The organism is Microbacterium sp. Root166, assembly GCF_001427145.1.
Taxonomy (GTDB): domain Bacteria; phylum Actinomycetota; class Actinomycetes; order Actinomycetales; family Microbacteriaceae; genus Microbacterium.
Window position 1 is genome coordinate 1666566 of the sequence record NZ_LMGL01000001.1, and the last position, 21215, is coordinate 1687780.

General features: G+C 66.6%; 15 protein-coding genes and 1 tRNA gene. 11 read left to right on the top strand and 5 right to left on the bottom strand.

The window, feature by feature from the left end:
• Nucleotides 1-59 precede the first annotated feature (59 nt).
• Together ASD56_RS07535 and ASD56_RS07540 are read right to left on the bottom strand one after the other, a co-directional pair.
• Nucleotides 60-3335: a glycosyl hydrolase gene (locus ASD56_RS07535; RefSeq protein WP_162249510.1), complete on the bottom strand. Its 3276-nt coding sequence runs from the start codon at nucleotides 3333-3335 to the stop codon at nucleotides 60-62.
• Nucleotides 3336-3762: 427 nt separating this feature from the next.
• Nucleotides 3763-5145, bottom strand: coding sequence for an endo-1,4-beta-xylanase (locus ASD56_RS07540; protein WP_055963205.1), 1383 nt, complete (start codon nucleotides 5143-5145; stop codon nucleotides 3763-3765).
• A gap of 343 nt (nucleotides 5146-5488) precedes the next feature.
• On the opposite strand from ASD56_RS07540, the gene ASD56_RS07545 reads away from it, so the two are divergent.
• The 8 genes from ASD56_RS07545 to ASD56_RS07575 all read left to right on the top strand — a co-directional run bounded on the left by ASD56_RS07545 (nucleotide 5489) and on the right by ASD56_RS07575 (nucleotide 14165).
• Nucleotides 5489-6523 (top strand): Gfo/Idh/MocA family protein, encoded by a 1035-nt coding sequence (locus ASD56_RS07545; RefSeq protein WP_055963208.1) that lies wholly within the window; start codon nucleotides 5489-5491, stop codon nucleotides 6521-6523.
• Nucleotides 6524-6900: 377 nt separating this feature from the next.
• Entirely contained in the window at nucleotides 6901-9075 is a 2175-nt protein-coding gene (locus ASD56_RS07550; RefSeq protein ID WP_235565558.1) for an MMPL family transporter, read from the top strand.
• A 99-nt stretch (nucleotides 9076-9174) separates the two neighbouring features.
• The gene (locus ASD56_RS07555; RefSeq protein ID WP_055963214.1) at nucleotides 9175-10341 is read left to right on the top strand and encodes a sensor histidine kinase; all 1167 of its coding nucleotides are present in this window, start codon (nucleotides 9175-9177) and stop codon (nucleotides 10339-10341) included.
• Nucleotides 10338-10997: a response regulator transcription factor gene (locus tag ASD56_RS07560; RefSeq protein ID WP_055963218.1), complete on the top strand. Its 660-nt coding sequence runs from the start codon at nucleotides 10338-10340 to the stop codon at nucleotides 10995-10997. The genes ASD56_RS07555 and ASD56_RS07560 overlap by 4 nt, the downstream gene beginning before the upstream one ends.
• Before the next feature lie 6 nt (nucleotides 10998-11003).
• Nucleotides 11004-11231, top strand: a complete 228-nt coding sequence (locus ASD56_RS16155) for a hypothetical protein (RefSeq protein WP_157535799.1) — start codon at nucleotides 11004-11006, stop codon at nucleotides 11229-11231.
• Nucleotides 11149-12324, top strand: coding sequence for an ATP-dependent DNA helicase (locus ASD56_RS07565; protein ID WP_082541312.1), 1176 nt, complete (start codon nucleotides 11149-11151; stop codon nucleotides 12322-12324). Before ASD56_RS16155 ends, ASD56_RS07565 begins: the two co-directional genes overlap by 83 nt.
• 94 nt (nucleotides 12325-12418) lie before the next feature.
• Nucleotides 12419-13036 (top strand): hypothetical protein, encoded by a 618-nt coding sequence (locus ASD56_RS07570; protein WP_055963220.1) that lies wholly within the window; start codon nucleotides 12419-12421, stop codon nucleotides 13034-13036.
• Nucleotides 13014-14165: a tyrosine-type recombinase/integrase gene (locus ASD56_RS07575; protein ID WP_055963223.1), complete on the top strand. Its 1152-nt coding sequence runs from the start codon at nucleotides 13014-13016 to the stop codon at nucleotides 14163-14165. Before ASD56_RS07570 ends, ASD56_RS07575 begins: the two co-directional genes overlap by 23 nt.
• Nucleotides 14166-14309: 144 nt before the next feature.
• Here ASD56_RS07575 and ASD56_RS16160 read toward each other — a convergent pair.
• The 3 genes from ASD56_RS16160 to ASD56_RS07585 form a co-directional block, all read right to left on the bottom strand.
• Nucleotides 14310-14384 (bottom strand) — tRNA-Met (locus ASD56_RS16160).
• 89 nt (nucleotides 14385-14473) lie between these two features.
• Nucleotides 14474-14956, bottom strand: coding sequence for a heme-degrading domain-containing protein (locus ASD56_RS07580; RefSeq protein WP_055963226.1), 483 nt, complete (start codon nucleotides 14954-14956; stop codon nucleotides 14474-14476).
• A gap of 10 nt (nucleotides 14957-14966) precedes the next feature.
• Nucleotides 14967-15983, bottom strand: coding sequence for a helix-turn-helix transcriptional regulator (locus ASD56_RS07585; protein ID WP_055963227.1), 1017 nt, complete (start codon nucleotides 15981-15983; stop codon nucleotides 14967-14969).
• A gap of 61 nt (nucleotides 15984-16044) precedes the next feature.
• On the opposite strand from ASD56_RS07585, the gene ASD56_RS07590 reads away from it, so the two are divergent.
• The 3 genes from ASD56_RS07590 to ASD56_RS07600 all read left to right on the top strand — a co-directional run bounded on the left by ASD56_RS07590 (nucleotide 16045) and on the right by ASD56_RS07600 (nucleotide 21145).
• Nucleotides 16045-17160, top strand: coding sequence for an ABC transporter ATP-binding protein (locus ASD56_RS07590; RefSeq protein ID WP_055963231.1), 1116 nt, complete (start codon nucleotides 16045-16047; stop codon nucleotides 17158-17160).
• Nucleotides 17157-17954 (top strand): ABC transporter permease, encoded by a 798-nt coding sequence (locus ASD56_RS07595; protein ID WP_055963232.1) that lies wholly within the window; start codon nucleotides 17157-17159, stop codon nucleotides 17952-17954. Before ASD56_RS07590 ends, ASD56_RS07595 begins: the two co-directional genes overlap by 4 nt.
• A 131-nt stretch (nucleotides 17955-18085) precedes the next feature.
• On the top strand, nucleotides 18086-21145 hold the full coding sequence (locus ASD56_RS07600) for a hypothetical protein (protein ID WP_055963235.1): 3060 nt from the start codon (nucleotides 18086-18088) through the stop codon (nucleotides 21143-21145).
• The last annotated feature ends 70 nt before the right edge of the window (nucleotides 21146-21215 follow it).

The following is a 21215-nucleotide window of genomic DNA, read 5'->3' on the forward strand; positions in this document are numbered from 1 at the left end:
GCTAAACGATATCTGGGGCCAAGCGGGGTGGGGCTCACGCCCCACCCCGCTCCTCGGTCCTATCGAGCGGGCGGGAACGGCTCGTACGTGACCGTGGTCTCGCCGGTGGCCGAGATCCCGTCGACATTACTTGTCGCCGTAATCTTTGCCTCACCTGAAGGGATCGAACTCAGCTTCGTATTCACGGACGTGCGCACAGTCTTCCCAGGTAGAACGTTGCGAACGGTTTTGCGTCCGAAATCTGTCGAGACCGTGATGTCAGCGCGCACAGCACTCCTGTTGGTGACCGACACGCTGAGATGCACCTTTCCCCCAGGGGCGCCGACGCTGACCTCACCCGTAACCTCGAGAGTCGGCTCAAGGGCGGATTCGCCGTAGGGAAGTAGCCGCACGGGGCCGGTGAGCCCGTAGACCTGCGTGCCCTTCAACACGCCGCCAGCCTGTGTCGGGGCCTGCGCGAGCACGGCGTTTCGCATGGTGGTCGACACCCGCACAACAATCGTGTTCTCACCGCTCTTGAGGTATTCGCCGATGTCGATCCGGGTCGGATTGATCTGGCTGGCGCCCTCGACGACATGTCCGTTCACCGTCAAACGGTAGGTGTGAGGGTTTCTCCCGAGGTCTAGGTAAGCTCCGTGCCGGTCACCCCACTGGTCACCCAAAGCGACCGTCGTCGTATACGTGCCCAATCCCGACACGGTGCCCAATCCAGGAAGCTCGTCCCAGCCAGGTAGCGCGCCGTTGGCGCCGGCATGTACCGCCATGGAATCCAGTTGGGTTTTCTTCGTGACCAGTCCCTCTGCAGGCTTCCCCCACGACTCGACTTGGAGATTCCACGAGTCAAGAGTTTGGCTGCCGGGCACATCTCCCACGTCTGCTCGTACCGCGTATCCGCCATTGGTCGTGCCCGTGATGGTGGCCGCGCTCGAAGAACGTGCGTAAGCGACACCGTCCCGAACAACCACGTCCCCGGTCGCCGTCACCAAGTGGTCGCTCTGCTCGTGTCCGAAGGCGGTGTCGTCGGTGGTCACCGCGATGGCGGTCGTCTCCCCGCCGCTGAGGCGCACAGGCACGGTCACTCCCGCTCGGTTCGTCTGGTACACCGGCGGCGGCTCGATTGCTCCCGACCAGGCGTCCATGACGTACGGGCGTCCCTTCCCGGTAAGCGTCACCGAGGTCTCAACGGTGGATTGTGATGCATTGAAGATCCAGTAGTAGGTGGTCTTGGCGTCGCGACGCTGGATGATCTGCAGATGCGATGGACCTTCCACTGCTGCGTCGGGCGAGACGCCGGCCGTCCGGAACGCGGCCGGGAGGTCTGCGGCGGTTCTTACCGTCGTGACGTTCCTCCGGGCTAGCAGTGTCGAGATGACCTCAGCGAGGGCGGCGTCCTCGTTCAGGCCCTCTCGGGTATCGATTGCGCGTTTCGGCGCCTCACCGACAATGAACACCGGGATTCCCGCCTTCGCCAGCTTGAGGATCTTCTTCGCGCTAGCAACTGACATGCGAGGTTCGCCGTTCACCACGAACGCCTTGTACGCGGGTCCGTCCGGCGCGATTCGTCCACCACCGAGGTCGATGTCAGCGAGCCCTGCCGGCGACACGTAGCCCCAGGTGTACCCGGCGCCGGAGATCGTGGAGTTGTCCAGCGGGCTGGCAAACATCCCGCTCGAGCCCTCCGTGTACGCCAGGAAGTCGCTCTTGAGCTGGCCCTGGCGTAGCACGAACTGACTCCTGCCCAGGTACTCGTTGACCGACAACTGGTCGTCCCACGAGGGCTGTCGGGTGTCCCATGTCTCGCCGATGCCCGTCACAGGGACGAACGGGTTCCACCCTGGCCACGCGTTCGGCCCGCCGAAGACGAAGTTGAGGCCGCGGTGGCCGTTGCTCTGCGGGAATCCGTGGTACTCGATGAGGGTCGAGCCTGTTGAGAGTGACTGATTCAGACGGTAGAGCATGTCAGGCCACAGGGCGCGCCAGGAATTTTCGCCGTCTGGGCCGAGGAACGCGCAGCATTCGGTGGGAACGACATCTGCGCCGCTCAGCGCCGCCGCCGCCGCGACAGCACGAGAGTCAATCGTTTCCGCCTCGGGAATGTCCAGGGCTCGCCAGGCGTCGTCGGCAATCATCGCGACGGGACCGTGGCTGGAGTACGTCTGGTACCGGAGGTCCATGCCGAGCGAGTCGGCCCATCTGTCCAGGGGGTCGATGTGATGAGCAATGAAGTTTTCGCTCATCGTGCGGAGCCAGTCGTGCTGGATGCGCTCAGCGGAACCATCGTCGAAGGTGAACGCGGCGGACTCTGTGAATCCGACGGCCGGGAGACCCTTGATCAGGCTGTATCCGCGACGCTGTTCGAAGTCGTCGAGCAGATTGGGTGTCCAGTTGGTGGCCTCGGTCAGTTCGAGCGAGTCGAGCCACATGGCGCCGGCGTTGCGAGCAAGGAGCTCGCGTACCTTCGGCGTGAGGATTGGCTCCCACGCGGCGATGAGTGCCTCTGCGCCCCCCGATCCGAAATGGTCCGCGAGGTAGGTGTTGCGGAGCAGAGCGTCGATGCCCGCGACGGGCCGGAGTCCACTGCCTTGGCTGTAGAACGCGAGGATGAGCCAGTTGGCATCGCCAGGCGTTGACGGCGCAGTCCAATTCAGTTCGAGTCCGGTGGCGCTGCCGTCGGCTCCGGCGTTAGTGACCTCGTTCGTCAGATCGGTGACGCTCGCGCGGACGAGGGGCACCGGAGAGTCGCCGGAACAGGTTGTCGCGCATTGCACGGCAAGCACTGCCTGGAGGTCGCGCTTCTTCACGCCCGCGGCAAGAGCGGACAACGGAATCTGGCCGGAGAAGCTGCCGCCGGCCGCGATTACCTCGCTCCGTCCCAACCCCAGGGTTTTCGCGGTCGCGGAGCTGTCCGGGCTTGCCGCGACTCCTGCGGACCAGCCCGGTGCGATGAGCGCGTCGATGGTGAGGTCGTTCTCAATACCGGCTTCGAGAGCAGTCGTGAAGTTCGTCGTCCAGTTCGGAGTGCCGAAAAGGGCGGAGCGGTCGTAGACCTGCGCGAGAACTAGCTCGTTGTAAGTGGCGCGGCCGATTCCCTGGCCCGCCATGTCAGTGATGTCCTTGCGGATGTCGGCAGGATCACCGTTACCGGCTGCCACCCAGTATCGATTCGATGGGAGGTACTCCGATTCGGGGTTAGCGAAGGCGTCTGCAATCACTGGTGCCGCGGTGCCGGTCGACGGTTGTGCACCGGCGGGCGTTGCTATCACACAGGCCGCCAGCATCGCCGCGGCGGTCGTTAGGCTCGCGGCCCTGAAGCCACGAGAGTTTACACGTTTCATTTTGCTCCCTGGGTGTTGGGTGTCGGTCGTTGCTGGGGTGGTTTCATTCCGCCGGCTGAAAGAGTCGGCGCGGGTTGGTGGTGGCCGACGGGATGCCGGAAACCCCGTGTGTGATGCGTCGCGCATTGGCGCGAGGAGGCGCCGTCGATCGTTCTGCCTGTGGCCAGTGGTGCTGCGCGATCCGAGAGAAGTGTCCTGCCGGGCGGCGGACTCATTACTTGGACGTCGAAGAAGAGGGGTCGATGCGGGGGCTCGACTTCAGTTCTCGGATCGCGCACCGAACCCGCGTGGGGTTGTTCATTGGAGGGAGGCCCGCGCCGCGGCGAACAGCGCGGGCCCCTGATGGTCAGTCGATTTCAACTAACGAGCGTTTGCGAGTCGGTCGACTGTTCACCATCGTGACGGCAGTTCGCGAAGTGCGCTCATATCAGCCGCCAGTGCTCTCGGGTGCCGCGTTCTTGACCTGCACCTTGGTCTTCGTCGTCTGCGTCACGCCTTCCGAGTTGACGAGCTCGGCGCTGTACTCGTACGTGCCGTTCGGCTTGCCGCTGAATGAAGTCTCCACCCACTGCGACGACACGTTGACCGCATTCAGCGGCTTGGCGTCGACGAGGACGCCGTTCTCGTAGAGGCGGTAGAAGCTCCCCGGCGTTCCGTTTCGGAGTTGCATCGTGACCGTGTACTCGCCGTCGTGCGCTCCGTTCCCGCGCGTGCTGGACAGGGTCGCCTTACTGGGCTTGTGGTCATTTGCGACGAAGGACTGCAGCGCATCCCGAACCGCGAAGTAGGCAGGCTTGGGGTTGAACTCCTCGTCGAACATGGTCGGCTTCGCGCCGGGCAACCAAGTCCAGAGGTGCTTATCGGTGAAGCCCCACACGCTGATGTCGGTAATTCCGGCGGCCAGTGCCTCCGCGACGACGTCGGCGTAGATCTCCGCCTGCTGCGCCGGGTCGTACGTGTGCACGTCCAGTTCAGTAATGCTCACTTCGAGGCCGAGTGCCGTGTAATCGTTGACGATGCTCGTTAGTACGCCCGGGATGGGTCCCTGGAGCGTCTCGTGCATCTGAAGCCCCACGCCGTCGATGGGTACTCCGTCGGTAACCAGTCCTTCGACGAGGTCGTAGAGCTCCTGCCGCTTGACCGGGTCGAACTCGACCATATTCTCGTTGATGAACAGCTTCACCGTCGGGTCTGCTTCGTGCGCGATGCGGAAGGCCTCGGCGACGTATCCGGGGCCAAGGCGGTCGTAGAACAGGTTGTGCTCGAGCCCGGTCCCACCGAACGTCGGGAAGGGCTCAGTCACAACATCCCAGCGATCCATCCGGCCCGTGTATCGCTGCATGGTTGTCGTGAAGTGATCCACTATGGCCTGACGGAACTCCGCCGGGTCGGTCTTCGCGACAAGGTAGTCCGGATTGAACGACCGGGAGATCCCAGCGTGGGCTTTGGCCTCCATCCCGTTCTCCTCGGCGAAGGCGACGAGCCGGTCGAGGCCCTCGAAGTCGAAGTTGCCTTCCTCGGGCTGGACCATATTCCACTTGAACTCGTTCTCAGGCGAGAGGCTGTTGAACTGTTCGGCCAGGGTTTGCCCATACCGTGGGTCGGTGAAGTAGTTGGCCGGGCGGTCGTCGGTGGTGGAGTTGGAGGCCTTGACTGACCCGGACCCGAACAGGATCCCGGCCTCTTGCGCGAGCTCTCTGATGGTGGCTCCCGTGTCGGTGTCGGGTTCGGCTGCGGACGCAGCGGCAGTGGACAAGGTCAGTCCGAGGACGACTGTAGACGCAAGTGTGATCTTGCTGAACGCTTTCATAGGGACTCTGTCTCTTGCAGCGTGCCGTTGCTGCGACTCCTTCGTCAGCCGACAGGCGTTTGGCACGGAATGATTCTTGGCGCGAGTTCGACGGTGAATGGTGCCGGTGAGAGGGGCCCTCCTTGACTCTTCCTCGAGTGCGGACGAGCGCGGCGAGGCGCTGCGGGGAAATGTAGCAGGTGTACCGCATTCGCGGTAGACCCGACCCGATCAGGCCCGGTAACGTGGCCGAAGTGTCAGAAATAAATCTCGTACGTATGTAACAATTACCGCGATGGGTCGTGCCCGCGATACAAGAAGACCACTCGCCAAGCCGTCCCACCCACCTGAGCAAAGGCCGTCAATGTCGCTGACCATCCCCGCTCCACGTCTCCCGGATCCCTATCAGTGGCCGTCGTTCAGATGGGGAGTGATCGGCACGGGGATCGGCCGAAGCTTCGTTCGCGCCGTTGCGCAGCAGACTCGTCAGCGAGTAGTTGCGGTGACGGCGCGGGATCAAGCGAAGACTCACGCTTTCGCAGCCGAGTTCGGAATCGAGACGGTGCACTCGTCTGTCGAGGCGCTCGTGAACGATCCGGGTCTGGACGTGGTGTACATCGCATCGCCCCATCCGCTGCACAAGGAGCAGGCGCTCGCCGCCATTGCGGCGGGAAAGCACGTGCTGGTGGAGAAGCCGATAGCGATGTCGGCCGTTGAGGCGAACGAGATCACCTCCGCAGGTCGTGCGGCGGGGGTGCTCGTCATGGAGGCGATGTGGACCCGCTACCTCCCACAGGCCGACGTGATTCGACGCGTTATCGCGGATGGAATCATCGGCGACGTACACCAGGTGCAGGCCGACTTCGGCTTCGTCTCCCAATACGACCCATCGAATCGTCTATGGGCTCCCGAACTCGGCGGGGGTGCACTTCTGGATGCCGGGATTTACCCGGTGTCCTTCTCCTCGTCGATTCTCGGATCACCCACCCTGGTGCGAGTGGCAGGTGACCGCGGTCGGGGTGGGGTCGACACACGGGTGGACATCTTGCTGGCGGCGCCGCGCGGCCGGGCCCTTCTCTCAACCTCGATTACGACCCAGCTTCCGACCATTGCATCGGTTAGCGGCTCGGAGGGCGGGATCACCATCGGAGCGCCGTTCTTCACACCCACTCAACTGACGGTGACCCGTGGGGCGGCGTGGGACGGAGATCGTGCGGTGTTCAGCACGCCCGAGCTCGCTCGTAACGACGGCGGGATTGGTCTGCAGGCCACGGCGCTCGCGCAGTACGTCGCGGAAGGACGGCTCGAATCGCCGCTCCACCCGCACTCAGAGGTGGTGGACGTGATGCGCGTCCTCGACGTTGCTCGTGAAGTCGTTTCGCGCGCCCCGCTCGATTAGCCGCCCGCGAGCTCGCTTCTTTTTGCTCGCGCTCGCCATACGACCAGAGAGCTTCAGATCTTCGCATCTCGCGCAGTCGCTGGCTGACGGGTCGAGCTCGCGGTCGTCCCGCAGCAAACTTCTCTGGCGAGATGCCGACGCTTGCTCTCCCCGCCCGCCGGGTCCGCTCAGCGTGTCTGCCGCGCGAGCTGCCATTCATCCCCCTACCGCCTGCTGCGCACGCGGTAATCGACAGCCTGCGTTGAGCGGATGTGCCTGAGCGGAGTTCTCGAGAGGCTCGAAGAGACCTGTTTACGCCTAAGCGCTCGACGAATGGATTACGCATGGCAAGGCTCCTAGCCCGACTCGGGCGACTCTCGGCAAGACACCGTTGGGTAGTGATCATCGGATGGTTGGCGGTGCTGACCGGTTTCGCCGTGGTCGCGCTATCCGGTATGCGGTTCAGCGACGGCGGGTTCGATGTCCCCGGCACTTCTTCCAGCAGAGCCATGTCTGTGCTCGAAGAGGAATTCCCCTCAGGTGCGGACTCGGATGGGCCCACATTGCAGTTCGTTGTGGAATCTCGCGATGGCGACATAACGGATCCCGAGAATCTGGTGACCCTGACCAACGCGCTCGAAGCGATCCGTGCGGTGGACGGCGTAGGCGCAGTCAGCGACCCGCTGGATCCTGCCCGGCCTTACATATCGGCCGACCTGACGACCGCCGTGGCCACGATTGAGGCCGACCGAGGGGCTGACGAGGAGGAGCTACCTCACAAGATCGCCGCGATCGCTGATGATCTCGATGACGAGGGGATGAACGCTGAAATCGGCGGGACCATTGCTGAGGGCGTCCCCGAGATTCTCGGTCCAAGCGAAGTTGTTGGAGCTGCCCTCGCGTTTCTGGTGCTGCTCCTCACCTACGGCTCACTGGTCGCGGCCGGCGCCAACATGTTCGGGGCGTTGATAGGTGTCGGTGTTGGCATCCTGGGAGTGCTCGGCTTCTCCGTCGTCACGCCCATCGGCTCCGTCACGCCGATTCTGGCGGTGATGCTCGGGCTAGCAGTCGGCATCGACTACTGCTTGTTCATCATTGCAAGGTTCCGTTCCGAACTACGAGAGGGTGCGAGCGTTCAGGACGCCATCGGACGTGCAGTGGGAACGGCCGGCTCCGCGGTCGTCTTTGCCGGAGCGACCGTTGTCATTGCTCTGGCTGGGCTGACGGTCGTCGGTATCCCATTCCTCGGTGAGATGGGCCTCGCTGCAGCCTTCGCCGTCGCGGTTGCGGTGGCCATGGCGCTCACCCTGGTCCCAGCCATGCTCAGTCTCATGGGAGCCCGGGCGCTATCCGCACGGGATCGGAAGCGCCTTGCACAACGAGTCGATGGCGCGCTCTACGTGCCGAACGTCGCGACACGATCCGAGAAGGGATTCCTCGCCTCCTGGGCCCGTGCTGTCACCCGACATCGAGCACTCAGCCTGATGGGTGGGACGGCGCTCCTGACGCTGGTGGCTCTGCCGCTGCTGTCGATGCAGACGACGCTGAACACCCCTGGAGGCGAGGACCCGGATTCCACTCAGCGCGCGGCGTACGAGCTCGTCGCCGACAAGTTCGGCGATGGGTCACAGGATCCGCTGGTCGTGCTCGCGCAGGGCAGTTACATCGAGGTATCGCTACCGGCAGTGGTCAACGAACTCAGCGAACTTGATGGAGTAGCCACGGTGATGCCAGTCGGGGTCTCGGATGATGGTGACACGGCGATGCTCACAGTCATGTCGGAGTACGGTCCGCTTGATGACCGCACCAGGGATCTCGTCAAAGACATCCGAGCCGAAAGCGGAGGTCCAAGCAACGTCGAGTTGCTCGTGACAGGGGCGACAGCCATCGGGCTGGATTCGGACGAGCAGCTTCAGTCCGCGCTCCTGCTCTACATCGTCCTCATTGTCGGACTTTCGCTGATCCTCATGGTCGTTCTCTTCCGGTCACTCCTCGTGCCGCTCGTTGCCACACTCGGGTTCCTCCTGTCTCTGGGAGCCGGCCTCGGGGCAACCGTCGCGGTGTTCCAATGGGGGTGGTTGGACGTCATCGTGCCGTCGCCACAGGGCAACCCGCTGCTCAGCCTGCTGCCTATCGTGGTCACGGGCATCCTGTTCGGCCTGGCGATGGACTACCAGGTATTCCTGGTGTCGCGGATGCATGAGGCTCATGCGCGGGGACTCACCCCGCTCGAGGCGATCCGCACCGGCTTCCGCCACTCCGCCGTGGTCGTCGTGGCGGCAGCGGCAATCATGGCGGCCGTGTTCGGTGGCTTCGCGATGAGCCCGTCCTCGCTCGTCGGGTCCATCGCGCTAGCGCTCACCGTCGGCGTGGTCGCTGACGCCTTCATCGTACGTATGGTGCTCGTGCCCGCCGCGCTCGCTGTGCTCGGCCGGGCTGCATGGTGGATGCCCGCGTGGCTGGACCGCCTGCTGCCGACCATTGACGTCGAGGGTGCGGCGCTGGAGGGCGATGCTCCTTCTGCCTCGCCCAAGCCCATTCCCGCACGGGAGGCGGTCGGCGCGCACCAATAGCCAGCGTTCGGTGACCGCGAGCCCCGCGGTCACCGGACCCGTTTCCGCGGTTCGCCCTCCCGGGGTGGGTCACAACTATGCGATGGGAGAATCGAGCTCATGAGCGCCTCGCTTGACGTGCCGCGCCGCACTATCCGCCTCGGCAAGTGGGAGCTGCTGCTCGACTTTGCAGCCGTTGCGGCGGCCATCTTCGAGGTGGGTGAGATCGTCCGCACGGGCTCGTGGGCCGCAGTGCCCGTGCTGGTCATTGCTTTGGGCGCAGTCGTCGCCCGTCGGCACTATCCCGTCGCGGCGGCGGTGGTCGCTGTGCTCGCGAGCGGACTTGTCCTGCTACTGCCGGCAAACGCTGTGCCAATTTGGGTTCTCGCCGAAGTGGTTCTGTTCACGCTGGCGCTCCGCGCCCGGCGCGCGGTGACCCTTGTCCTTGCGGGCACCCACGCCGTTGTCTTGTACACCGGAGCCGTGGTGGTCTTTGGGGACGCGCCGTATGAGCCAGTTGCGCTCATCCTGCCCGTGTGGACCGCAGCAGTCGTCGCGACGGGCTTGGCACTGCGGGCCAACGACGATTACGTCCGTGCGCTCGAGGAGCAGCACCGGTCCGCGCTTGCCTACCGCGACAGCGAGGTGCAACGACACGTCGGCGAAGAGCGGCTCCGCATCGCCCGAGACCTGCATGACTCGGTCGCGCACACCGTCTCCATCATCGCGGTCCATGCGGGAGCGGCTGAACGCTTCATCGAGCGCAACCCCGAACGCGCACGCCAGTCGCTGCGCGAAGTGCGTGCGGCCTCACGTGCCGTCATCGGAGAGCTGCAGGATGTCCTATCCGTACTTCGCGGCCGAGAGCGGGGTGATGACGTGACCGAAGCGGTACCTGGCATCGAAGGGCTCGACGCACTCATCCGTTCGACCCGCGACGCGGGCGTGGAGGTTCGGGCACAGATCTCTCCTACCCATGACATCGACCGTGCAGTTAGCGTCACGGCGTATCGCATCGCTCAGGAATCGCTCACGAATGCCCGCAAGCACGGAGCGGGCGACGCTGATATCGAGGTTTCGGTGAGCGGCGATCAACTCGTCATCGCTGTGAGAAACGCTCTTGCCGGCAAGGCGCCTCCTACCGGCGAGGGGTTCGGGCTCCTCGGCATGCACGAGCGTGCAGCAAGCGTCCACGGTTCCGTGAGAACCGGCGTCGAGGAGAATCAGTTCTTTGTGCGCGCAGCGCTGCCCACCCACCCGCACCAGCGAGAAGGAGCGGCTTCATGACCGGCGTGGTGCTCGTCGACGACCAAGCCATGATTCGAGCTGGCCTTCGGAGCGTCCTCGAATCGGCGGATATCGAAGTCGTCGGCGAGGCCGGCGACGGGGCGGCCGCACTAACCGTGCTGCGGACCACGCGGCCGGATGTCGTGCTCATGGACGTGCGGATGCCTGGTGTCGATGGTGTCGAAGCCACCCGACGCATCCGCGCGGACGCCGATCTGGCGAAGCTCCCCATCCTTGTGCTGACGACGTTCGACGGGGACGCGCACGTGCTTGCAGCGCTGCGCGCTGGTGCCGACGGATTCCTCAGCAAGTCGGCTGAACCCGACGAATTGATTGACGCTGTCATTCGGACGGCGGCCGGTCAGTCGAGCTTGTCGCCGGCGGCCTCGCGCGCTGTGGTGTCGCACCTTGCGCACGCCAGCGCGCCCGCTCAGGCTGATCCCGAGCTCGCGAATCGTGTGGCCGCGCTGACGCCCCGCGAACGTGACTTGGTGATAGCAGCCGCCGCCGGCGAAGACAACGCCGCCATAGCCAGGCGTCTGTTCCTCTCACCGCTGACCGTCAAGACTCACCTGAATCGAGCGATGATGAAGCTGGACGCTCGAGACCGCGGTCAGCTGGTGTCCATCGCGTACCGCAGCGGCCTGATGAAGTAGCCCGGAATGAGCGGAGACATCCTCAATCTGCTTCAGGTCATCTTCGAGCACGCGCTCACCACCGGGTTGATCTGGACCGGGGTGGTTGTGCTCGCGGTGACCGTGACGGTGGTCGGGCTGGCGTTCTCACCAACCGCCCGGCCGCGAGTGCGTGCGCGCGACGAGGCCACGAGTACCTTGCTCACGCACGGAACGCCACGGTCGGACTCGCGAAGGCGCCGCGCCAACGTGTGAAGCTTGCGGGCGCAGCAACCTCATATGCGTACCCGGCGACCTCGATGTCACAACAGGCTCCCCGTATCTTGGCCCGGCCCGGTTCCCGCTCACGCCGAGAGATCGCATCGTCGTCGATGAAGCCGGAATGGTCGATCTGCAGGCCGCGGATGCGCTCACCGAGCTCGCCCTCGAAACCGGTGCGGGCCTGGCCATGGTGGGCGATACCCACCAGGCTCTGCCCGTCGGTCATGGCGGAGCGATGGGCACCGCCCTCCGGTTCGCGACCGTCGCCGTCGAACTCGACACCGTGCGTCGTTTCGCGGATCCCGAGTACGGTGCCCTCACCCTCCAGCTACGAAACCCGCGCGACAGCGACCACGCCGTACAAGTAGCTACGGATCTGGCCGACCGGGGACATCTGCGCGCAGTCCACAGCGCCGATGAGGCGAGAGCAACAATGGTCGATGAGTTCTTCCGCTGGCATGCGCGCGGCCAGCGAGTGGCACTGGTCTGCGCAACCAACCAAGAGGCCGACGCGGTCAACGCCGCGATTCAGCAGCGACGCATCGATGCCGGCGAACTGGATCCGTCACGGCTGGCGATGGGAATGGGGGAGCAGTGCCTGCTCGAAGGCGACCAGGTGCAGACGCGCCGCAACGATCGACGCACCGGCGTAGAGAACCGCGCCACGTGGATCGTGCACGGCATCAATGCGGACACCCTTGACCTGGTCTCTCCCACCGACAGCGGACAACTGCGCCGGGTCACCCGCGCCTACGCCCTCGAGCACGTCCAGCTCGCGTACGCCTCCACCGTCCACGGCGTTCAGGGCGAGACCACCGACGCCGCCATCGTCGGCCCAGACGTAGACGCCGCAGGGCTCTACGTCGGTCTCACCCGCGGCCGCCACCACAACGAGGCGATCTGCATTGCAACAACGGATGCCGCCGCCCGCGCCAGCCTCGCAGCAACCATGCTCCGCGGCACCACAGAACTCACCATCGCCGACTCGATGCGAGCAGCGGACGCACAGCTACGCCGCGCGGCGCGGGAACGCGACACGCAACAGGTGTACAGCGCACCGTCAGCCGGGCCCGGGGCGTCGCTCTGAGTGGGCGTGCGTATGTCGCCCCGTCACCGTGCCGACAATTGGCCGGTTTTGCGGGCATCGGCCAGCAAGTCGGTTAAAGAGAACCGTCGAAGGGATGCTGTGCGCGGAGGGCGACCCGGATCCGTACTCACGGACCGAGGAGGAGATCGCGCATGCGGAGTTCCGTCTCGAATACTCCGAGACGTCCGGGCGCTATGAGATCGCGTCGTTCGGAATCGACCGGAGAAAGGTGCCGGTCGAGATCACCGGAGCTCTCTGGCGGACCATCCGCGTTCATGAGACGACTCGAATGGCGATCGAACTCGCGCTCCCGTTCTGGACTCATCCCATCACCATGCTTCGGGCCATCAAGAGCAATCCCCACAACGAAATCGACTTCTACGCGGACGAGCTGCCCGACGATGATGGACTTCTTCTTGCCGCGCTCGTCTACCGGATCGGACAGATCTCAGACGAAAAGCCGGCGATGGCTGTGGCGGAGACACTCGGGCTGAAGCAGCGGACCGCAACGAACTGGATCCAACGCGCACGGGCAGCCGGCTACATGGACCGCGTCGATCATGAGAAGGACCTGCGGCGGATCGCGAAGACCATCGAGCCGAAGGTCGCACCGCGTCAACTGACGCCGGAAGAGGTGGCGGACGTCATCGCGAAGCACAAGGAAGCCCGGAGGAAGGCGAGGGAGACCGATGGGGACCGTCGAAGCGTATGAGACCATCTCCGGCCGTCGGTACCGGGTTCGATATCGCACACCTGAGCACCGGCAGACCGACAAGCGCGGCTTCCGCACCAAGCGCGAAGCCGACCTCTTCCTCGCAACCGTCGAGGTATCCAAGGCGACGGGCGAGTACATCGATCCCGCCCGCTCGCGCACGACAGTCGCCGAACTCGGCGCCGACTGGCTGGCCGCGAAGAAGACACGGCTGAAGCCGTCGAGCTACGCCGCGATCGACGATACCTGGCGGGTCTACGTCGAGCCCCGCTGGGGAAGGGTGCAGGTGTCCGCGATCACCCACGGCGACGTTCGAACATGGGTGACGCAGCTCGCCGCCGGAACGGCGAAGACCAACCGTCAGCAGCATCCGCGAACGATCAAGCAGGGCGCGCGACCCAAGAGCGCAACCGTCGTCATCCGAGCCCATGGGGTTCTGGCATCGATTCTCGACCTCGCGGTCAAAGATCGTCGCATCCCGAACAACCCCGCCCGCGGCATTGATAACCTCCCGCGCAAGCTCCGCAAGCCGCACCGATACCTCACGCACGAGGAGATCGAACGCCTCGCAACCGCTTCGGGAGACCACGCCACCCTCATCTACCTCGCGTCCTACACCGGGCTGCGCTGGGGCGAACTCACCGGACTCCGAGTGCGGGATGTCGACGCGCTTCGGCGTCGACTTGCGGTGAACGAGAATGCTGTCCGCGTCGGAACCGAGATCCATGTCGGTACGCCCAAGACGCACGAGCTCCGCTCCGTTCCTTATCCCGAGTTCCTCGAGCTCCCGATTGCGCGGCTCTGCGAAGGCAAGCCGCGCAATGCCATCCTGTTCGGGGACGGTGTCGAGCACATCCAGCGGCCACGCGCCTCCGGCAGCTCGCGCTCGTGGTTCGTGCGCGCCCTCGACGACGCCGGCCTCGAGCGCATGACCATCCATGACCTCCGCTATACCGCAGCGTCCCTCGCCATCAGCTCTGGCGCAAACGTCAAAGCGGTACAGCGAATGCTGGGTCACGCGTCTGCAGCGATGACGCTCGACGTCTACGCGGACCTCTTCGATGACGACCTCGACAGCGTCTCGACGTCGCTGAACGCCGCTCGCGTGGCCGCCATCACTCGCTCCTGATCGACCTCGATCAACCCGCGTGAGTGCGGTTATCCACAGGTATGCCCGCGAAAAGTGTGGGCAAAATGTGGGCAAACGGCCGTTCGCCGAGAAACCTGAGAATCGCGATCCCAGTCAAGACAAGGGATCGGAGCCCGTTGAACGTGGACGCGACGGCGGGAGTCGAACCCGCAACGCTGCCGGGTATGAACCGGAGCCCGGTCCCACCGGATCGCCGCGATCCCACGACGGTATCCGCCACCCCCGACCTCGCGGGGAAGGATGAAGCGCTGTTGCGTCACGCGTCGCCGTATGACGGCGACCTCGCGTCAGCCGGCGAGTTCGGCGCTGTACGCGCGCAGGTGCTCGACCACGAACGCGTGATCCTGCGCCTGCGGCAGACCTGATACCCCGACCGTGCCCACGACGCCGACTCCGGCGATCGAGACAGGGAACACTCCGCCGTGAGCGGCGTAGAGCGACGTGTCCAGGCGCGCCTCGGTGTCGAACTCCTTGCCCGCCGCGCGGAACGACAGACCGACTCCATAAGAGGAACGTCCGTAGCGACGCGCGACCCGCGTCTTGCGGTCGAGCCAGCCGTCGTTGTCCGCACTCGATCCGGGCAGCGCGGTGTGGAACACGCGTGCCTCGCCGAAGGTGATGCCGATGACGATCGGCAGGCCCGCCTCGAGTGCGGCTGCGCGCATGCGCGAGCCCAGGGCCCAGGCATCCGCCAGATCGAAGCGCGGAAGCACGATCTCGCGCTCCTGCTGCTCGACGTGATCCAGGGTCTCGCGTGCGTCGTCGCTCATGACGTCGACCCTACGACGCCTCCATGTGCGCGCGTGCCGGCATGACCCGTCGCGGCGGCGGAGGAGCGTCGATGGCCCGCAGCATCCGCTCGAGCGACTCGCGCAGCTGCGACCGTGCGGGCTCCTGAAGGTCGGTCGTGTACTCGACGCCCTCGGGAATCCACATGAGGCCGTACATGGTCTCGCGCCAGTCCGCTCCGCCGACCGGCCAGCGCGTGTGCGTGTCGTCCTCCGCTTCCGCGCCCTGACCCCACTGGCCGAAGTACTCGCGCATGGTCTCGAGGGGCAGCTCCATCACGGCATCCGCCTCGACGGCCTGGCGCACCCACGAGCGCGCCACGAAGATGAACTCCTCGATCTGCTCGGGGGTGAGCGGCTTGGGCTCGAAGAGGACGCGGGTGTGCTCGACGGCTTCGAGGCGGTCGACGCGGAAAGTGCGCCAGTCGGCCTTGTCGAGGTCCCAGCACAGCAGGTACCAGTGCCTCTCGGCCGGCGCGAGCGCGTGCGGCTCGACGCGCCGCCGTGTGACCTCTCCCGATGCGGCCGTATAGGAGAAGCGCACGCGCTCGTGGTCGCGGCAGGCCAGAGCGAGCTCTCCCAGCACTTCGCTCGAGACCGCGGCACCGGCGTTGATGCCGGTGGGCTGCACCGTCTCGGCGAGGGCGTTCACCCGGCGTCGCAGGGGCGCGGGCAATACCTGCTCGAGCTTGGCGAGCGCGGTGATGGTCGTCTCCGGACCGCTGACGAGGCGCTGGGATGCCGCGACCCGCAGCCCGATCGCCATCGCCACGGCTTCTTCGTCGGTGAGCAGAAGGGGAGGGACCGCGCTGCCGGCTTCGAGCCGGTAGCCGCCGGCGGATCCCGGTGAGGACTCGATGCGGTAGCCCAGATCGCGCAGGCGCTCCACGTCGCGCCGGACCGTCCGCTCGGTGACGCCCAGACGGTCGGCGAGCTCGGACCCCGGCCAGTGCCGGTGGGTCTGGAGCAGGTTCAGGAGCGAGAGGGCTCGGGTCGTCGTGTCGGACATGATTCAAGATTGCCCTACTATGCGGACCGGATGTGTCCGCAATGGTTTCTACCCTTGATCCATGGCGAACGAACCGATCATCGAAGCGCAAGGCCTGACCAAGCGCTTCCCAGACCAGCAGAAGAAGACTGCCAAGAAGAAGAGCGTGGAGGCAGTTTCCGATCTCACGTTCCAGGTCGCGCGAGGCGAACTCGTCGCGTTCCTGGGACCCAACGGCGCGGGCAAGTCCACGAGCCTGCGCATGCTCACCACCCTCATACCGCCGACCTCGGGCACCGCCCGCGTCGTCGGGCACGACATCCTCAGCCGGCCCGCCGACGTCCGCGCCCGCATCGGCTACGTCGGGCAGTTGACGAGCGGCAGCTTCTCGCAGCGGGCTCGCGACGAGCTGCTCAGTCAGGGCGCGTTCTACGGCATGTCCAAGGCCGCATCCAAGGCGCGGGCGGACGAGCTCATCGAGTCGCTCGACCTCAGCGGCTTCGCGAACCGCGCGGTCCAGCAGCTGTCGGGCGGGCAGAAGCGCCGGCTCGACGTCGCTCTCGGGCTCATGCACGCGCCGCCGCTCATCTTCCTCGATGAGCCCTCGACCGGGCTCGACCCGCAGAGCCGGGCGAACCTGTGGCAGCACATCCTCGATCTGCGCCAGAAGTACGGCACCACGGTGTTCCTCACCACGCATTACCTCGAGGAGGCCGACCGCTACGCCGAGCGCGTCATGGTCATGGACAAGGGCCGGGTCATCGCCGACGACACGGCGACGGCCCTGAAGGCCAACCTCGCCGGCGACGTGCTGACCTTCGGCTTCGCCTCGAAAGCGGATGCCGCGGCCGCCGTCGCGGTGATCCAGAGGCTCACCGATCGCGAGGTGCGGCTGACCGAGGACGGGACCGTCAGCCTGACGGCTCCGGACGGCGATGCGCTGCTGCCGACCGCGGTGCGGGCGCTGGACGCCGCGGGCATCCAGGTGGCGCGGGCAACGGGAGTGCCGCCGACCCTCGACGACGTCTTCCTCGCGCTCACCGGCCGCACGCTGCGCGAGGCGGGCGAGGGCGAGCCGACGGAAGAAGAGGACTCGACGGGGCAGGGCGACGGGCCCGACGAAAAGAATAGGGATGCCGCGGATGCGGCATCCGGATCCGCCGAACTGGCGGCAGAGAAGACGGGAGCACGCCGATGACCACGACGCAGACAGAGGCCCGCCCCGACACCGCGGTGCGGGCGAACCCCGCCCGTGACACGTGGAACGTGCTGACCCGTGAGCTGAAGCCGGTGGTGCGCGATCCCTTCACGCTGATCTTCAGCCTGGTGCAGCCGTTGGTCTTCCTCGGCCTGTTCGCGCCGCTGCTGATCGGCTCGTCGGGGCAGCCGGTGGGGGAGACCCTGCAGTGGTTCGTCCCCGGCGTGCTCGTGATGATCGTGCTGTTCGGCACCGGGGCGACGGGGTCGAACCTTCAGTACGAGATGATGACGGGCTCGCACGAGCGGACCCTGGTCGCACCGCTCGCACGGTCGTCGCTGCTGGTCGGGCGCGCGCTCAAGGAGATCGCCCCGATCGTCGTGCAGGCTCTGCTCATCGTGCTGATCGCGTGGCCGTTCGGGTTCAGCATCAACGTGCCCGGCCTCATCATCGGCCTGGCGCTGCTCGCGGTGTTCGGAGTCGGGCTGGGCTCGCTGTCGTACACGCTGGCGTTGAAGACCAAGGATCGCGAGTGGCTCTTCTGGGGAGTCCAGCAGACGCTGATCTTCCCGCTGCTGATCCTCTCGGGCATGCTGCTTCCGCTCGACACGGCGCCGGAGTGGATGCGGGCGGTCGCCGCCGTGAACCCGATCAACTGGGTCGTGCAGGCCGAGCGCGCGCTGCTGGCCGGCGACCTCGGCGCCACCGCGGTCCTGTGGGGCTGGGTCTCGGCGCTCGTTCTCGCGGGCCTCGGGCTGTGGGCCGGAATCCGGGCCATGCGCAAGAGCAGCTGACGCCGTCATCGTCCACGGATGCCCTCTTCGCCTCACGGCGGGGAGGGCATCCGTCGCGAGTGGGCTCCGCACCGTGGCGGCTGGGGTCCGCTGCGTCAGAAACACCCCGTCGGACGCACTAACGTAATGCCATGACGATGGCGACCCGGCGAGGCATCCTCGCTGTCGTCACCACTCTGGTGCTGCTGGCCCTCGGGGTCGGACTCGGCGTCGTCGTCGGCGATGCGCTCGGCATCCGCACCGAGCCGGCCGAGCAGATGCAGCCCGCAGCGCCGACCGCGCCCGAGATCGGCGCCATCGTCCCGGCGCCGCGCATCGCCGGCATCGACACCCCCGGCGGGCCGCGGTACGAGGCCGCCGTGCAGAGCCTCAACGAGGCTGTCGAGACGGCTCAGCTGCAGGAGGGCGAGGTGTCGATCGAGGTGTTCTCGGGCGGCGCAGACGATGCCGGCGAGACCTACCGGCTGACCGGCACCCCGACGGCCCTCCGCATCGAGGCGGCCGGAGAGGCTGGCGGCGTCCGCGGCCTGTACGACCTGGCCGAGCAGATCCGCACCGGCCGCTCGATCGCCGAGCACCTCGGCGAGGAGGTCACCTCGCGCCTTCCGTTCCGCATGGTCGACATGGGCGCCGTCGGCGTCGAGCCCGACCCGGCCGCGTGGGAGGCGGGCGACGACTATTCGCACGCCTCGAAGGCGTTCGACCAGGTGCTCCTGCCCGAGGCTCCCTACATCGACGAAGCGGCGCTCGCCGAGGCGTTCGCCGACTTCGACGAGTTCATCCGGCACTCCCTCGCCAACGGCTACACCGCCGTGGCGTTCCCTGGCTTCGTCGAGTTCGTCGCGTTCGACGAGGTCGCGGACGGCATCGTCTACACCGACGGCGACGAGCACCGCGCGCAGGCCATCGCGCTGCGCGAGGCGTTCGGACCGTTCTGGCAGCACGCCGACGAACTCGGCATGGACGTGTTCCTGCGCACCGACATGCTGACTCTGACGACGCCGCTCGAGGAGTACCTCACCGAGCGGTTCGGCTCGCTCGACACCGAGAACCCCGAGCTGTGGGACGTCTACGCGGCAGGACTCGACGAGCTCTACGCCGCCCAGCCCGCGCTCGACGGCATCCTCATCCGCATCGGCGAAGCCGGGCAGGTGTACGACGTCGAGGGATGGGACTACTACTCGCAGCTCGCCGTCCGCACCCCCACCGCCGTGCGCGCGATGCTCGAGACGCTCAGCGCCCAGGCCGAGGCATCCGACCGCGAGGTCATCTTCCGCACGTGGAGCGTCGGCGTCGGCGCCGTGGGCGACATGCACACCAACCCGGCGTCGTACGAGGCCGTGCTCGGAGGCATCGACTCACCCGCGCTCATCGTGTCGACGAAGTACACCCTGGGCGACTTCTACAGCTGGCTGCCGCTGAACAACACCCTCGAGCAGGGCGAGCAGCGACGGATCGTGGAGTTCCAGTCCCGACGCGAGTTCGAGAACTTCGGCGCCTTCCCCAACGACCTCGGCCGCGAGTACCAGTACGCGCTGCAGACGCTGCTCGCCGCCAACGACAACATCGAGGGCGTGTGGGTCTGGACGCAGGACGGCGGCCCGTGGCGCGCCGGCCCGATGACGCTGTACCTGAAGGCCGGGTTCTGGCAGCTGTTCGAGCTCGACACCGTCGTGGCCTCGGCGCTCGCCCGTGACCCGGACGCCGACGTCGCCGACGTGACCGCCGGCTGGGCGCGCCAGTGGTTCTCGGACGATCCGGCCACCGTGGGCGCGATCGTCGAGGCGATGGACCTGTCGCGCGAGGCCATCGAGCAGGGCATGTACATCGAGACGTTCGCCGACCAGCGGGTCTTCGCGATCGGCCTCGAACCCCCGCCCATGATGTGGATCTTCGAGTGGGACATCCTCACCGGCGACTCCGCCGTGCTCGACGTGCTCTACGCGATCTCGCGCGACGCCACCGGCGGCGACATCGAGGCGGCGATCGAAGGCGGCCGCGAGGCGGTCGCGACGGTCGAGCAGATGCAGCAGGCGGTGGCGGCGACGGATGCCGCGACCTGGCACGATCCGTGGATGCACGAGGCGTTCACCCGCACGCTCGCCTACGAGGCCGACGTGCTGCGGCTGCTCGCGGCCTACCGCGCGATGATCCTGCACCAGGGGCAGTGGCACGACACGCTCTCGCCCGACGCGTACGCGGCGTGGGATGCCGACCGCCAGGAGTTCGAGACGCTGGCTGCCGCGCACCTCGAGGCTTACGAGGGCGACATCGACTACCCGGCGTACAACCTCACCGCCGCCCAGCTCGGCGTGGAGCGTGCGGAGCGCGACCTCGCCATGGCCTGGATCGCCCGCGTGCTGCTGGTGCTCGCCCTCGCGTGGGTGGTCATCGGGATCCTGGCCGCGCGGACGCGGCTGGTGCGCCGGCCGGGTGCCGCCGCCGCGCGGGTGTCGTGGATCGCGTCGATGCGCCCGTGGCGTGCGCGCGAATCGACCCTGGGCATGCTCGAGCTCGACCGCTGGCTGCTGCTGATCGTTCCGGCGGCGCTGCTGGTGGCGACGCGCGCCGTGCAGACCTCGTTCCTGTCGTGGACGCACCTCGTCGTCGTCTTCGCCGCGTGGGCCGTGTTCGCCCTCGTGGCCCGCGCCTTCCTCGGCCGCCGTTCGCCGTGGCCCGCGATCGCCGCGGTCGGCGGAGTGGTGGTGCTGCGCTGCATCGTGACGCTCTTCGCCCTGTCGTTCTCGGGCCCCGGCGGCTACTGGTTCGCGTTCTGGACCGAGCCGGTCATGCGCACGATCTACATCGCCGTCGCGTTCGCCCTGTTCGTCTGGGTGTTCATCGCCGCGGGCTGGGCGCTCGCCGCTCAGGTGCGCGCGCGCCGCGCGACCGGCTACGTGCTCGCGGCCGTCGGCGCCGGGCTCGCCGTGCCCGCGGCGATCATCGGCATGATCGGGCTCGAGGGCGCGCTCACCGCCTGGAATGACGAGATGGGCCTGCTGCCGTGGGGCCTCGCGCGCATCCTCGGCATCACGACGTACCTCGAGATCCCCGCCGAGACGCCGTGGATCGCCGCGGCCTTCGGCGCGCTGCTGTTCCTCGCCGGGCTGCTGCTGGCGCTGCCGTGGAAGCGGCGCGGGGCCGCGGCATCCCCTCCCGCCCCCCTGGTGGGCGTCGACGCCGAAGCCTGACGAGCAACCTCCCTACCGGACGCCCCGAGAGGGCTGTGCGGCGTCGGCGCTCGCGGCTTCCACAGGAGAT

Coding starts and splice junctions, on each gene's coding strand:
- ASD56_RS07535 (WP_162249510.1), bottom strand. CDS start 3,335: ATGAAACGTGTAAACTCTCGTGGCTTCAGGGCCGCGAGCCTAACGACC.
- ASD56_RS07540 (WP_055963205.1), bottom strand. CDS start 5,145: ATGAAAGCGTTCAGCAAGATCACACTTGCGTCTACAGTCGTCCTCGGA.
- ASD56_RS07545 (WP_055963208.1), top strand. CDS start 5,489: ATGTCGCTGACCATCCCCGCTCCACGTCTCCCGGATCCCTATCAGTGG.
- ASD56_RS07555 (WP_055963214.1), top strand. CDS start 9,175: ATGAGCGCCTCGCTTGACGTGCCGCGCCGCACTATCCGCCTCGGCAAG.
- ASD56_RS07560 (WP_055963218.1), top strand. CDS start 10,338: ATGACCGGCGTGGTGCTCGTCGACGACCAAGCCATGATTCGAGCTGGC.
- ASD56_RS16155 (WP_157535799.1), top strand. CDS start 11,004: ATGAGCGGAGACATCCTCAATCTGCTTCAGGTCATCTTCGAGCACGCG.
- ASD56_RS07570 (WP_055963220.1), top strand. CDS start 12,419: ATGCTGTGCGCGGAGGGCGACCCGGATCCGTACTCACGGACCGAGGAG.
- ASD56_RS07575 (WP_055963223.1), top strand. CDS start 13,014: ATGGGGACCGTCGAAGCGTATGAGACCATCTCCGGCCGTCGGTACCGG.
- ASD56_RS07580 (WP_055963226.1), bottom strand. CDS start 14,956: ATGAGCGACGACGCACGCGAGACCCTGGATCACGTCGAGCAGCAGGAG.
- ASD56_RS07585 (WP_055963227.1), bottom strand. CDS start 15,983: ATGTCCGACACGACGACCCGAGCCCTCTCGCTCCTGAACCTGCTCCAG.
- ASD56_RS07590 (WP_055963231.1), top strand. CDS start 16,045: ATGGCGAACGAACCGATCATCGAAGCGCAAGGCCTGACCAAGCGCTTC.
- ASD56_RS07595 (WP_055963232.1), top strand. CDS start 17,157: ATGACCACGACGCAGACAGAGGCCCGCCCCGACACCGCGGTGCGGGCG.
- ASD56_RS07600 (WP_055963235.1), top strand. CDS start 18,086: ATGACGATGGCGACCCGGCGAGGCATCCTCGCTGTCGTCACCACTCTG.